We start from the raw sequence: 14,446 nt of genomic DNA on the forward strand, positions 1-14,446 counted from the left end.
ATGATGTTTTATTTCACTTTTTTTAAATGCAGCCCTTATATGAAAATATTATTTGTTGAAGACGAACCCGTGCTGATGGAAGAAATGACAGTCTATTTTTCATCACAGGGATATGTGTGTGAACAGGCCACAACATTTTTTCAGTCATTGGGTAAGGTTGAAACATATGCTTATGATATAGCAGTACTTGATGTTAAGTTACCCGACGGCTCGGGCCTTGACCTTATACCGTTGATACTAAATAAATCGCCGGAAACAGGTATTATTATACTTACCGCAAATAATTCGCTTAATGATAAACTTGAGGGGCTTAACTCAGGCGCTGATGATTACCTCACCAAGCCTTTTTACGTAGAGGAACTAAGCGCGAGGGTAAACGCCATTTATCGCCGTAAAACCCTGAAAACCTCGGAAAATTTAAAGTTTGCCGACTTTATGATAGACCCGCAGTTGAAAGAGTTGTATTATAAAGATGAAGAGATACAGCTTACAAAAAAAGAATACCAGTTATTGATGTACTTTGTAGTGAACAAAAACCGGGTGGTGAGCAAGTCGGCAATTGCGGAGCATATTTGGGGCGATAATTTTGACCAGGCAGATAACTTTGACGCGGTATATGTACACCTTACCAATCTACGTAAAAAACTTAACCAGGCCGCCCAGCACGATTATATTAAAACCGTTTACGGCATGGGTTATAAATTTAGCTGTTAATGAAACTTATTGTTAAAACCAGTTTGCATTACCTGTGGCTCAGCCTATCTATACTGCTTGCTACGGGTGCTATCTTTTACCTGGTTTTAAGAGATAATATATCTTCAGAAATACGTGAACAGCTTGAACTGCAGGTTGACATGATTTCGCAGGAAGTTGAAAAAGGGCACCAGGTTATTTTTCCACTGGTTGAGTTAAAAGAACTATCGGCCAAAACGATAGCTCCATCAGTTTTTAAGGATACCCTTATTTATGATCATCTGCAGGATGAGCATGAAGGTTATTATTATCTGAGCGAAACTAAGATAATCAACAATAAGCCTTACAACATTAAGGTAATGACCACCTATATAGGCTGGAACGAGTATCTCAAAACCATCAGTTTAATATTTTTAGGGCTAACATTTTTGTTGGTTACCGCGGGTATTGTGGTTAATTACTTTATCAGCAAAAATATATGGCGGCCATTCCTTAATAATTTATCCATATTAAAAGAGCACTCGGTGCAAGCCCGTACCGATTTGGCATTGGAAAAATCGGACATTGATGAGTTTGAGCAATTGAACGCCGTACTGCATGAATATGCCGACCGCAACCGGAAAGAATACACGGGTTTGCAAGAATTTACCGAAAACGCTTCGCACGAATTACAAACGCCTATAAGCATTATCCGTGCAAGACTGGAGGGTATGAGCCAACTGCCTTTAACAAATGAGGCTGTAAACTACGTAAGTGACGCGAAACAGGCTTTAGACAGGCTAAGCAAAGTAAATAAGGGCCTGTTATTGCTTGCCAAGCTTACGCACGATAATTTTCCAGATCAGCAGGCATTACCGGTATCGGCCATACTTACCGGGCAAATTGTTCAGCTTGAAGAACTTTTTGAAAGCCGGGGGTTAAAGCTTCAGCAGGATATTCAAAAAATATCAGTTAAGGCAAGTCCGCACTTATTTGATATCCTGATAGCAAACTTTTTATCAAACATACTAAAACACGCCAACCGCGAGGGGTTTGTAGCTATAGTGCTTGACAGCGACAAGCTTAACTTTACCAATGAAGGCGAACCGCTACCCTTCGCCGAAAAGGAGCTGTTTGCCAGGTTCAAAAAAAATCATCAGCCATCGGCAGGTGTTGGCCTTGGGCTCTCGATAATTAACCAGATATGTCTTGTACATAAATGGAGGGTGACTTATCAATACACCGGGGGCAGGCATAACTTCACGGTGTGGTTCAATAATAATTAAGAATTCCTTTAGTATCGGTTAAGAAAATCTTTTAAATCGTATTTCAACTTTGCCTGCATAACAATAAAAATTATGCTGCAAATACGATATGTAGTAGTGCTACTGATTATGCCATTTATGGTAAAGGCGCAAAGCACAGCAGTTACGCTATCAGGGCAAATTACTGAACCCGATACTAAAACAGGGGTGCCTTTTGTTAGCATTGTACTTAAAACCGACAAAGACAGCACATTTAAAACAGGCACCGTTAGCAATGATGAGGGGCGGTTTACCATGGCCGATGTTACACCGGGAAAATACATCCTCGTGATATCATCTATGGGATATCAAACCAAAACAAAGCAGGTGTTGATGGGTAACCTTAGCCCGTTTTTAGATTTGGGCGCTATAGCGTTTCAGCCTGATACACGACAGCTAAAAGAAGTGCAGATCACTGCACAGCAGGCCGAGGGACTGCACAGCAAAATGGATAAAAAAACCTATTCGGTTGCTGATAATGTAAGCCAAATTGGTGGCTCGGTACTACAGGCTATGAAAAATCTGCCGGGTGTTACCACCACTCAAGACGGGAAAATTGAACTTCGAGGCAGCGACAAGGTAGCCGTATTGGTTGATGGTAAGCAAACCGCGCTTACCGGTTTTGGCAACCAAACCGGGCTTGACAATATCCCTGCATCCGCTGTTGAGCGTATCGAAATCATTAACAACCCATCAGCAAAGTTTGATTCGAACGGCAATGCAGGTATCATCAACATCATCTACAAAAAAAATAAGCAGCAGGGTTTTAATGGTAAAGTAGGTTTTACCGGCGGCTTAGGTGCGTTGTGGGAAAAGCAGGCAAATCTGCCCGGCATCCGTCCGCAATATAAGCGTACGCCCAAATTCAATCCTTCGGTATCGCTAAACTATCGTAAAAATAAAGTGAACATTTTTTTCCAGGGCGACTGGCTGTATACCGAAACGCTGAACCGGAACGAGTTTGGCGAACGTATTTATGACAGTGGCGACATTGTTCGCCAGCAAATAAAACGTAACCGCAATACATCATATGCTACCGTTAAAACCGGGGTAGACTGGAATATGAATGACCAAAACACACTCACCGTTTCAGGATTGTTTAACCGCGAAAAAATAATTGACAGGGGGGATATACCATACTTCAATGCCGATCTTTCTGAACGCCGCCGCCTGTGGCAGTTTTTAGAGGATGAGGTTAAATATACCGCTACGGCAACGGCATCATATCAACATAAATTTACACAGCCGGGCCATGTGCTGAATGCAGGGTTCAATTACACTTTTCACCGTGAAGACGAGAAGTATTTTTTTACCAATATTATGCCCGATTATACAGGTGAAGATTCGTTCAAGCTACTGTCTGACGAGCAGGTGTTTGATTTGACACTTGATTATATCCGTCCGTTAAAATATGGCCGGATAGAGGGTGGCATAAAACTACGAAAGCGGAATATCCCTGCCAATATGCAGTTTTTCCCGGGGCTGAACTCGCCCATAGACATTGATGCAGGTGGCTGGGCCGAATATAAGGAAACCATACCGGCGGTTTACGGCAATTATGTGTTCGAAAGCGAAAAACTTGAACTGGAAGCAGGCTTACGTGTGGAATATGTAAAGGTAGATTATGAGGTTAACCCCGGTCATAACACTTATAAAAGCGATGGCTATTCATACACACAGCCATTCCCGAGTTTTAGGCTGGCCTATAAGTTTAACAGTGATAATAAGCTATCCATATTCTACAATCGCCGTGTAGACCGGCCGAATGAGGTAGATATCCGCATTTTCCCTAAATATGATGAGCCTGAGGTATTAAAAGTGGGTAACCCGGCGCTTCGTCCGCAATTTACCAGTTCGTTTGAGTTAGGGTACAAAACACAATGGGGTAAGGGGTATTTTTATTCGGCAGCATATCACCGCATTGCTGATGCTACGATTACCCGCATAGCTACGCAGGTACCCGGCGAGCTGATCATCTACAATATTTTTCAAAACGCCGGACGAAGTTACAATACCGGTACCGAACTGATATTTCAGCAGCAACTTGCGCCATGGTTTACCTTTAACACTAACGTTAATATTTACCGTAACACCATTAACGCCTTTACGGTTGAGAATAAATACCCTGTGCCAACCACTTTTACATCGGCTTTGCAAAGGCTCACTTCGGGCAACGTAAAATTTAACGGCATGCTCAAATTTGCCCAAAAACTTGAAGCACAGTTAACAGCTATGTATCTGGCACCGGATATTATTCCGCAAGGAAAAATTGGTTCACGCTTTTCGCTTGATTTTGGCTTAAAGAAGCAGATACAAAAAGGCAGGGGAGAAGTATTCCTTAACGCAACCGACCTGCTGAATACGTTAAATATAAAGCGTGAAGTAAACGGCAATGGCTTTCGTTTAATAACCAATGATTATTATGAAACCCAGGTTTTCAGGCTGGGGTATAGTTATAAATTTTAATAGGGATAGCAGTTTAATTTGCTGACAAATTTTTTATTTGGAGGTAAGCGGAGATGGATAGATTCAAACCTATCCAATTATTACATTGATGTATAATAATTTACGGCGGGTTTAAAAAGTTGACTACCTATAGACTCACTGTTTTTTCTTAGCCTGAATTTTGGCATGATTGTGTTTACAGATTATTACGAGGACTGATCAGTAGAAGATTATACAATTTCAGGAAATATTCAGGCTGGTAATCATCGTTGCTTTGTAAGATGTTGCGTAACCGGAGGCTGCTTTCTAACAGACTGCTTTCTGATACGACTAAGTGTTTCCCTTGTTAAACCAAGAAACGATGCGATCATGTATAACGGTACACGATTGTAGAGGGTTGGATATGCTGCAACAAAATTTTCATATCTCAATTCCCCTGTTTCGCTGATATTGCTGTAGATCCGGTTCTGATGCGCTTCGAAGTTCCTGGCAGTTAAATGTTCGATCATCTGTTTAAAAGCCGGAATTGTACCGATAAGATATTCCCATTTCTCTTTAGTGAATATGATCAGTTCGCTGTTTTCCAGGGCCTCGATATAGCAATTGGAAGGCTGGCCACTCATGAAACTGGTGTAATCGGAGATCCACCAGTTCTCTATGGCAAATTTCATGATATGTTCCTGCCCATCATCTCCAACCCTGAACAGCCGAAAGCTTCCCTTTACAACAAAAGCACTAAAATTGCTGACCTGCCCCTCTTCTAATAAATATTGACCCTTGCGGACCTTTTTCGTTACCGAAACGCCTTGAATCGTGTCTGTTTCGGTTTGACTAAAGCCTCCTTTTTCCTGAAGATATTTTATGAAAATGTCGAACATCTAAAATAGCTTTTAACAAAGCTATTCAAAAGCCTCCGGTTTTGTGATGAGCTGGGACGAAAATGTTCTAAAAATGACTGGCAGCAGCTATCCTTTGACATCGCTATGAGTACTGATCTGCCTGAATGCTATCACGATTAACAATGATGCAATGCGCGCAACAAAGTACCCGGACAATTAATTGAATTCTGGGCCGAACCTGTCAGCCAACAAAATGTCAAATACAGCTTTTCATTTTTCAAAAAGACCGATATGGTTGCCTTATTATTTTCCATCGTATAAAAGGCAGCGGGAAGTAGTTTCCTTCCTCCCGCTTTTATTACTACTTCATCAAGCTGATGTTGGTCAATCCGCCATCAGAAAGAATTTCCGTGCCGACGATAAAGGCTGAATCATCCGAGGCCAGGAATACAGCAGCTTTCCCGATATCTGAAGGTGTTCCCTGCCTGCCAACTGGTGTGATGTCTATCCATAGATGTTTAACAAAATCGACCTTGTCTTCAGGAACAATTTTGCCAAAAACAGGCGTATCGATAGAGCCGGGTGAAAGTGCATTTACCCTGATTTTTCTCGACAAAAGGTCGAGAGACAATCCCTTTGCCAAAGAGATAACAGCGGCTTTTGCAGCGGCATAGATGGTCATACCAGGTGCTGCGCGATGTGCGGCGCTTGAACCGATCAGTATGATCGAAGCTCCGTCGTTTAAATGCGGAAGCGCTTTTTTTACCGTAAAGTAAGCGCTTTTCAAATTGAGATTCATGTATCGGTCATAGCTTTCTTCGGTCACTTCGTCTATACCTGGCATAGGTACACCGTCGACTATTCCGCCCGCATTTACGACCAGGATGTCGATCTTGCCGAATTTATCAGCGGTCTTACTGAATATATTTTCCAGTTCCTCAAGGTTGGTTACGTCAGCCTTAATACTGATGAATCCTGATCCAAGCTCTTTACCCGAGCTGTCTAACGTTGCCTGGTTTCTTCCAGTAATAGCGCCTACTGCGCCTTCGTTCATCAAGGCTTCTGCAATGCCAAATCCTATGCCGCTGTTACCACCGGTAACAATGGCTACTTTGTTCTTTAATTTCATTTTCCTGATTATTTATTTCGTACCAAAAGTGAGACATTCCACGCTCCGGGATAAAGGAGATTTGTTAAAAATACAGCGTGATAAATGTCAATTAATACTGATAAAACCGAAATCAGTTATATCAGTATTGGTATAACAAGAAGGGAGTGTAACTCCACTTCCGAACGCAGGTATTTACAATTTAGCTTTATTAGATACCTCGAAAGAATCCTCTAATATGTGGTAGTAAGTCAGGAGTCCGTCCTTCACAACAATATCAATACAGAAATCCGATTTCATCACTTTGCCGTTTTTGATCATCTTGGATTCCAGATTGCCAAGAATTACAACCCTGTCGCCTTTGCTTAACATATCGGTGAAATTTAATTTTACAGGCTTAATATTTGCCTTAAGAAGCCTAAAGCTATCTGCGATCCCTTTTCTTCCTGTCCTTTTACCGATCCAGGGAACAGTCTTTGTATCGCCTGGAATAGACAGTTCGCCATTTTCGGCAAAAAGGCCCGCTAATTCTTCAGGTGTGGCGCCGGATTTGAATCTGTCAAAGAAGTGGTTTACCGCTTTAATTGCTGCAGAATCCTGAACGCCTGCCTGTGCAGCGGTACTTATGCTGCAATTGATATGTGAACTGTTGCGATTAACATTGGCAACAATAGCACCCTTTACATTTAGATTGCTGGCGGCTATCAATAGGACAGCTACACCAGATATGAACATTGTTTTTTTCATTTTCTTTAAATTTTATACTTAAGACAAAATTAGCTTCGATGCCTGAGCGGGAGATTGATATTTGTTAATAAAGCGATGTGATTAAAGTCAATAAATCTTTGACACGTGCATTAAACAATCAAAATTTTAACGAAAACAACTATCTAAAAAATAGTGGTTTAGCTTTTTAAAAGACACTGAAAATTCAGGCGTGGGCGCGTTTTACAGTTAAACTAACTATCACGGGTCGATCTGGTCCGGGTAGGTTTTGGTTCGAGCCCCCTCTGTCGGGCGACAGATAGAGAGCAAGGACAATTAAACGGCCGGTTGCTTAGGGACGGATAAATAGTTTCTTAGACTTTTTAAGTAGAAAAGAACAATTCAAATTGTCTTTATAGTAACTCACTAAATGATTAAACAAAATTAGCTTTCGGCCATCATCTGACAAGATATTGATTTTTTTAACTATTTGATGATCAGTATTTTAATGAATTAATTACCATTTTACACGAAAAAGCGTAAAAAAGAATCAATTTAGTAAAATACGAAAACCTGCAAATTTTTGATTTGCAGGTTTTTAGTGAATTTTGGTATGTAAATCAGCGGAGAGGGAGGGATTTGAACCCTCGATACGCTTTTGACGTATACACACTTTCCAGGCGTGCTCTTTCGACCACTCAGACACCTCTCCTTTTTATGCTTGTGGGGCAGCAAAGGTAATACATTATAGGCATCTTTAAACAAAAAAGCGAAACCGGGCCATTACACCGATCTCGCTACGCTCTAATAAACATAAAAGTAAAACTAATCTAAACCCACTATATCTACGTTCTGGTTGTTAGATGCTGGGCAGGTGCAAAAGTTTAATCACAATCTAAATTTTTTTACAGCCTTGTGCATATCGCTTATTTTTAGCTTATGTTTGCCTGATGATAGCCTGTTGCTGTCAGTAATAATCAATCTGTACCAAGTTTAAATGCCCGGCATTAACGAAATTAAAAAGCCCATTGCTGCCGATGTTGACGCGTTCGAGGCCAAGTTTAAAGCATCAATGCAAAGCTCGGTGCCATTGCTTGACCGTATAACGCATTATATAGTTAAGCGCAAAGGCAAGCAGATACGGCCCATGTTCGTTTTTTTTTCGGCCAGTATTTGCGGGGGTATAAATGAGAGCACCCACCGGGGCGCGGCATTGGTTGAACTGCTGCATACCGCCACGCTGGTGCATGATGATGTGGTTGATAACTCTTACCAGCGCCGGGGCTTTTTCTCCATCAACGCCTTATGGAAAAATAAGATAGCCGTTTTGGTGGGCGATTACCTGCTCTCAAAAGGCCTGTTGCTTTCTATTGATAACGGCGATTTTACACTGCTCAAAATTGTATCCGAAGCGGTTAAGCAAATGAGCGAGGGCGAGTTGCTGCAGGTTGAAAAGGTGCGCCGTATGGATGTGGACGAGCCTGTTTATTACGAGGTGATCCGCCAAAAAACGGCATCGCTTATTGCGGCCTGCTGTGCCTGCGGCGCGGCATCTGCCGGGGCGAGTGACGAGGTGGTTAAAAAAATGCACGACTTTGGCGAGAACATCGGCATCGCTTTCCAGATAAAGGATGACATGTTTGATTTTGGTACCGATGATGTAGGCAAACCTCTTGGCATTGATATTAAAGAAAAAAAGGTTACCCTGCCATTGATCTACGCCTTAAAAAATACCGACCCGGCACAGAAAAAGCGTATGATGAGCCTCGTTAAAAATCATAACGACGAGCCTGAAAAAATCATGCAGATCATTGCTTTTGTTAAACAGGCCGGCGGACTTGAATATGCCGAAACGCAGATGAAAAAATATCAGGAACGGGCGTTTGATATCCTCCGCACTTTTCCGGAGGGTGAGGCGCGTACCGGGCTCGAACAATTAGTACGCTACACTACCGAAAGGAACAAATAATGACAAATGAGCTTGTTTTTATTATTGGCTTTATAGTTTTTATAGGGTTGATGCTCGCTATTGACCTGGGCATGTTCGCCAAAAGGAACAAGCCTGTAAGCGCACGCCAGGCTGCTATTATGAGTGGTGTGTGGGTGATACTGGCGCTGGGTTTTTACTGGCTTATTACCCAATACGGGCACCTGTTGCATGGTATTGACAATTTTGCCGAGTTACAAAAAAAGAACCTTGATAACGCGCACAAGCTCAAGCTTAACCCGGCAGATTTTGATGCCAGCCTTGCACTGTACCGCAAAAACCTCGGGCTTGAATTTATAACCGGTTATGTGGTGGAGTATGCCCTCTCGGTTGATAATATTTTTGTGATGGTGCTTATATTCTCGGCCTTTGGCGTTGAGGAGAAATACTACCATAAAGTACTGGTTTGGGGTATACTGGGCGCTATTGTAATGCGCTTTGTGTTTATATTTTTAGGTGCGGCGCTTATTGAAAATTTCCATTGGATACTGTACATCTTCGGTGTATTCCTGATCTATACAGGTATTACCATGTTTATAAACCGTAACCAGGATGAAAAGATAGACCCGCAGAACCATAAGGTAGTAAAATTCGCTTCGCGCTATTTTGGCATACACCCGCATTTTGAGGGAGGGCGGTTTTTTGTGAAACGCGATGGTAAACGCCTGCTTACACCACTGTTTTTGGTATTGCTGATTATTGAATTTACCGATGTGATATTCGCGGTGGATTCCATACCGGCCATATTTTCGGTTACTAAGGATCCTTACATCGTTTTCTTCTCCAATATATTCGCCATTTTAGGCTTGCGCTCCATGTTCTTTTTGTTGGTGAACATTATCGAAAAGTTTCATTATCTCAAGGTGGGTTTGGCTGCACTGCTGGTATTTATCGGTATAAAAATGCTTGCCGGCCATTATTTTGAGGAGTGGGGTTTTGATACCATACACTCGCTTTTTGTAATTGTAGGTATACTGGCGTTAAGTATTGCGGCATCGCTAATGTTCCCTAAAAAGCAAGTAAGCCATAAATAAAAAATGCCTCCGTGTTAGCGAAGGCATTTGCAAATAATGTATTATGCTTATCGTACCGAATCAATTAAAACCACTTTAAGCGTTGATGAGGTAGGACGCGGAGGGGTGTCCGAAGTTCCGTTGGCATCATAATATTGTGCGGTTATCTGGATGCCTCCAGCAAAGGTTACGTATGAATAGGTTACCTGGTCATATAAAAATGGCAATTGCTCATAGCCATCTCCTTCACGGTTCATGTAAACTAATACACCCCCATTTTCTTGAATATAGTCATCAATTTCGGGCATATCTAAATTTACATACCATGAGTTAAGGTCACTGTCATACTGCCATGCTGATGAGCTAACCGGGAATACTACGGTTTGGTTAGGCTGTATAACCTGGGTAACTTCTTTTTTGCATGATGAGGCAAATAGTGCTATGCCGAACAACAGTGCGAGGGTCAAAATTCTTTTCATATTGTAATGTTTTTATAAGGGTAAGAACAATTTTGCCGCAAAAGGTTTAACCCTTTTGCGTAAATATATTTGCAGATAAGCTGTTGTTGCATATCTTTATAACTAATAACTTAGTTTAATGCGATCCTTATTGTACCTTTTATTGTTGTTGCCTTTAAGTAGCATAGGCCAGTATAAAATTACAGGCAGGGTGCTTAATGCTGTTGATAATAAGCCTATTGATAAAGCAAGTGTGTTACTCAACAACACCACCATCGGTACGGCCAGCATTGCCAATGGCGGCTTCAGTCTGGTAAATGTTAAGGGCGGTAAGTACGAAATTGTAATATCGGCAGTAGGGTATGAGGCTTACATGGGCAACGTATTTATTGATGGTGCCGATATTGATCTGAAAGATATAAAGCTAATTTCAAAGTCTATAGTACTGAATGAGGTTAACGTACGGCCTGATGCGGAATGGTTTGCCAAGTTTGATGCTTTTAAGCGGGAGTTTATAGGTTCATCAAAACTGGCATCAAAATGCAAAATACTTAACCCGGAGATACTTGATCTGGAATACAGCGATAATAAACTGGTATTAAAGGCATCAACAGATGATTTTTTAATTATTGAGAACGAGCAGTTGGGTTATCGTATTAAGTACCTGCTCAAGGAGTTTGTACGTGACAACCGGAACAGGATGCTTTTTTATGCCGGTTCAACCCTGTTTCAGGAGATGAAGGGAACGGCATCGCAAAAAAAGAAATGGAGGAAGAACAGGCTCAAAGTTTATGAGGGCTCGCAGGTGCATTTTTTACGCTCGGCCATTGGCAACCGCCTTGCTGATGAACATTTTGAAGTGCTGAGGCTGGTGCGCGATACCACTAAAGGCAAAGGCATCTTTAACCGGGTGCAATACCTCGTAAAGCAACCGCTGGCCGTAACCGATTATATAAAGCATACCGACCAGCGCACGCTCTTCGCGCTGCAGTTTAAAGATTGCCTGTATGTAATGTATAAGCGCAGGCGCAATTCAGAGGAAAATAAATGGGCCATGAACCTGAAAGAGGCGCCCAAACATGAGGCATCAATTATTGATATCAGGGAAGAGTACGCGGTTTTTGATCTTAACGGGGTAATAACCGATCCGCATAGTGTTATAAACGAAGGTACCTGGGCTACACAGCGCATAGCGGAGTTATTGCCCGTAAATTATGAGCCGCCGATTGACGATTAAAAGGGATAGTTTTTTTATATAATTTGGTGGGATTATTTTCTCATTATCAGGGCTTTTACGTATTTTTACAGCCTCTAAGCAATGAAACGATTTGGTAAGTACATTTTTTATCTGGCGGTAGCTTTTTTAAGCCTCATTTTGTGTGTGGTTTTTTATCGCGACCATCCGGATGTGCAGGCGGTATTTTATATTCCGGCGGTAAATGTTTTGCTGTACTCTATTATTGCCGATAACCTTTTCCCCTACAAAAACGTTACCGACCGCAAGCGCCAGATACAGCGCAGCCGTCAGCAATTTTAATTAAAATTTTTTCTGTTTTTTGCTGATAAGTATTAGTTGCAATACTTGCGTATGGCATCGTAAGCTTCTTTCAGTCCCAGCTCGCCGGATTTGCTCAGGTCAAGGCACCCATTCTCCTTTTCTTTTGTGGCTATGCGCGCAAGGCCGCGCAGGTAGTAAGCCTGCTTATCCCTGTCGTTAAAATTAAGCGCGGTATTATAATCGGCTATAGCATCGGCATAGTTACGCAGGCGCGCCTTTGCTTCACCGCGGCGAATGTAGGCCAATTTCAAATTGTCCTGCAAACGCAGCGCCTCGGTATAATCTTGTATAGCCCCGCGCGAATCTTTCAAGGCGAACTTAGCCACGCCCCGTTGCAAATGTGCCGACGCGTTTTGCGGGTTAAGATCAATAGCGGTATTACAATCTTTTACAGCGGCTATCGAATCGCGCAGGTTTAGGCGTGCTTTTGATCTTTCTATGTAGATGTTTTCGTTTTGCGGCTCAATTTTAAAGGCGGTATTAAAATCATCAAAACAACCGGCGGTATCGGCCAGCAAACTTTTGGCAATACCCCGCATCATATAGGCCTTAATGTTTCGTGGGGCTTTTTCAATAGCTAAGCTGTAATAATCCAGTGCGCCCTGGTATTCTTTCTGCTCCATTTTGGCGCCGCCAAGCAGCAGGTAATTCTCAGGAGCAGGGTTAAGCTGTATGGCATGGTTCAGATCGATCCAGCCGCCCTCGCTATCACGATCGCGTAGTTTTTCCAATCCCCGGTTACCGTATGCCTCCGCAAAATTGCTGTCAATAGCTATCGCCTTATCAAAATCAAGCAACGCCACCCGCGATCCATCCAAATGGCTGCGGGTTATGCCCCTCTGCAGGTAAAAAAATTTGTTTTTAGAATTAAGCGCAATGCCTGCGGTGTACAATTTTAATGCGCCGTTATAATCGCTTAGTTCATCCTTCGCCATGCCAAGGTTCAGCATAGCCTGTTCATTTTTGGGGTTAAGCTCAAGCGCCTTTTCATAATCGAGCATGGCCGCCTTATTATTACCGGCACCTGCCTTAGCATCGCCCCGCTTGGTATAAATATCGGTACGGCCGGGATTGATGGCCAATATCTTGTCGTAATCCTTTATCGCTTCGGCATACTGGCCCATATCCACCTTCAGATCGGCGCGGGTATTATAGGCGGTTTCACTTTGCGGATTCAGCTCCAGTGCCTTGTTAATATCTTCCAGCGCGGCAGTGGTATCCTTCATATAATATTTAGCCTTGCCACGCAGCGCGAAAAGGTTATCATTTTTGGGACTGTAAAGCAAGCCGCTATCGGCATCCATCACCGCAGCCTCGTATCGCAGGCTATCCACATGCAGATAAGCACGGTTCAGGTAGGCCTCAGCATATTTAGGGTTAAGGCGGATGGCACGGTTAATATCCTCCATTGCCGAATCAGCCTCGCTTAAATTTTTATAGGCTACGCCCCTGTATAAGTACAACTCAGCATTAACCGGGTTAAGTTCAATCGCTTTAGTGTAATCGGCAACGGCACCTTTATTATCGGCGCTATTACTGCGGGCGTTGCCCAGGTAATGATACAGGTCGGTAAGCTTTGGGTTAAGCTTAATGGCCATGTTATAATCATCAATGGCGCCCTTATTGTCATTTATATTACTTTTTGCGTTACCGCGATAATAAAATGCTTCGGCATTGCGTGGGTTAAGTTGCAGCGCTTTGTCAAAATCAGCTATCGCGCCCTTAAAATCCGCAAGGTTACTTTTTGCGTTTGCACGATAGTAGTACACATCGGCATTACGTGGGTTTAATTTAATAGCCTGTGTATAATCGGCCACGGCGGCGTTGTAATCACGAATGTTGGCCCGGGCTACGCCGCGGTATTCGAACAGCTCGTATTTTTTAGGATTAATGCCTATAGCGCGGGTAAAATCGGTAATGGCGCCGGCATTATCGCCAATGTTTAGTTTGGCATTGGCGCGGTAGTGAAATATATCGGCATTGCGGCTGTTTTGCAGCACCGCCTTATCAAAATCAACAATGGCTTCTTTAAACTGCTTCAGGTTGCTTTTAGCATTGGCGCGATAAAAGTAGGCATTAGGGTAATTGTCCTTCAGGCCTATAACTGATGTAAAATCATCTATCGCCGCTTTAAAGTTTTGCATGTTACCATTAGCATTGGCGCGGTAAAAGTAGGCGTTCACGTTCTTCGGATTTACCTCGATAGCTTTAGTAAATTCCTCAATTGCGCCCTGCTGGTTACCTGCGTTTGCCTTGGTATTACCGCGCTGCACATAAGCATCGCTCGTTTGAGCGAAGGTAAAAGGGGCATACACGAATAACAGCAACAATAAACAATATCTCATATAAATGCAAAA

12 protein-coding genes and 1 tRNA gene are annotated in these 14,446 nt (G+C 42.6%); 7 read left to right on the top strand and 6 right to left on the bottom strand.

Annotated features, from left to right (window positions below; all coding sequences use genetic code 11):
• The first annotated feature begins 39 nt into the window (after window positions 1–39).
• The 3 genes from LJ707_RS19810 to LJ707_RS19820 all read left to right on the top strand — a co-directional run bounded on the left by LJ707_RS19810 (window position 40) and on the right by LJ707_RS19820 (window position 4,442).
• On the top strand, window positions 40–714 hold the full coding sequence (locus LJ707_RS19810; RefSeq protein ID WP_228954413.1) for a response regulator transcription factor: 675 nt from the start codon (window positions 40–42) through the stop codon (window positions 712–714).
• The gene (locus LJ707_RS19815; protein ID WP_228954416.1) at window positions 714–1,958 is read left to right on the top strand and encodes a HAMP domain-containing sensor histidine kinase; all 1,245 of its coding nucleotides are present in this window, start codon (window positions 714–716) and stop codon (window positions 1,956–1,958) included. Before LJ707_RS19810 ends, LJ707_RS19815 begins: the two co-directional genes overlap by 1 nt.
• Before the next feature lie 72 nt (window positions 1,959–2,030).
• The gene (locus LJ707_RS19820; RefSeq protein ID WP_228954418.1) at window positions 2,031–4,442 is read left to right on the top strand and encodes a TonB-dependent receptor domain-containing protein; all 2,412 of its coding nucleotides are present in this window, start codon (window positions 2,031–2,033) and stop codon (window positions 4,440–4,442) included.
• Between the two features lie 242 nt (window positions 4,443–4,684).
• On the opposite strand, the gene LJ707_RS19825 is transcribed toward LJ707_RS19820, so the two are convergent.
• The 4 genes from LJ707_RS19825 to LJ707_RS19840 form a co-directional block, all read right to left on the bottom strand.
• On the bottom strand, window positions 4,685–5,299 hold the full coding sequence (locus tag LJ707_RS19825) for a Crp/Fnr family transcriptional regulator (RefSeq protein ID WP_228954420.1): 615 nt from the start codon (window positions 5,297–5,299) through the stop codon (window positions 4,685–4,687).
• A gap of 322 nt (window positions 5,300–5,621) precedes the next feature.
• Window positions 5,622–6,389 carry an SDR family oxidoreductase gene (locus tag LJ707_RS19830; RefSeq protein ID WP_228954422.1) on the bottom strand — a complete coding sequence of 256 codons (768 nt, stop codon included), beginning with the start codon at window positions 6,387–6,389 and terminating at the stop codon, window positions 5,622–5,624.
• Window positions 6,390–6,563: 174 nt separating this feature from the next.
• The gene (locus LJ707_RS19835; protein ID WP_228954425.1) at window positions 6,564–7,115 is read right to left on the bottom strand and encodes a nuclear transport factor 2 family protein; all 552 of its coding nucleotides are present in this window, start codon (window positions 7,113–7,115) and stop codon (window positions 6,564–6,566) included.
• A 582-nt stretch (window positions 7,116–7,697) separates the two neighbouring features.
• Window positions 7,698–7,785 (bottom strand) — tRNA-Ser (locus tag LJ707_RS19840).
• 285 nt (window positions 7,786–8,070) lie between these two features.
• On the opposite strand from LJ707_RS19840, the gene LJ707_RS19845 reads away from it, so the two are divergent.
• Window positions 8,071–9,042 (top strand): polyprenyl synthetase family protein, encoded by a 972-nt coding sequence (locus LJ707_RS19845; RefSeq protein WP_228954427.1) that lies wholly within the window; start codon window positions 8,071–8,073, stop codon window positions 9,040–9,042.
• Window positions 9,042–10,094, top strand: coding sequence for a TerC/Alx family metal homeostasis membrane protein (locus LJ707_RS19850; RefSeq protein WP_228954429.1), 1,053 nt, complete (start codon window positions 9,042–9,044; stop codon window positions 10,092–10,094). The genes LJ707_RS19845 and LJ707_RS19850 overlap by 1 nt, the downstream gene beginning before the upstream one ends.
• A gap of 47 nt (window positions 10,095–10,141) precedes the next feature.
• On the opposite strand, the gene LJ707_RS19855 is transcribed toward LJ707_RS19850, so the two are convergent.
• Window positions 10,142–10,552, bottom strand: coding sequence for a hypothetical protein (locus LJ707_RS19855; protein ID WP_228954432.1), 411 nt, complete (start codon window positions 10,550–10,552; stop codon window positions 10,142–10,144).
• Window positions 10,553–10,670: 118 nt separating this feature from the next.
• Between LJ707_RS19855 and LJ707_RS19860 the strand changes: the two genes are divergently transcribed.
• Window positions 10,671–11,768, top strand: coding sequence for a carboxypeptidase-like regulatory domain-containing protein (locus LJ707_RS19860; protein ID WP_228954434.1), 1,098 nt, complete (start codon window positions 10,671–10,673; stop codon window positions 11,766–11,768).
• An 81-nt stretch (window positions 11,769–11,849) separates the two neighbouring features.
• Entirely contained in the window at window positions 11,850–12,068 is a 219-nt protein-coding gene (locus LJ707_RS19865; protein ID WP_228954436.1) for a hypothetical protein, read from the top strand.
• Window positions 12,069–12,100: 32 nt separating this feature from the next.
• Here the strand turns inward: LJ707_RS19865 and LJ707_RS19870 are convergent, their stop codons facing one another.
• A complete protein-coding gene (locus LJ707_RS19870) occupies window positions 12,101–14,434 on the bottom strand; it encodes a tetratricopeptide repeat protein (protein ID WP_228954439.1) in 2,334 nt (777 codons plus the stop codon).
• Window positions 14,435–14,446: the final 12 nt, after the last annotated feature.

Origin of the sequence: Mucilaginibacter sp. UR6-1 (assembly GCF_020880975.1) — a bacterium.
GTDB lineage: Bacteria > Bacteroidota > Bacteroidia > Sphingobacteriales > Sphingobacteriaceae > Mucilaginibacter.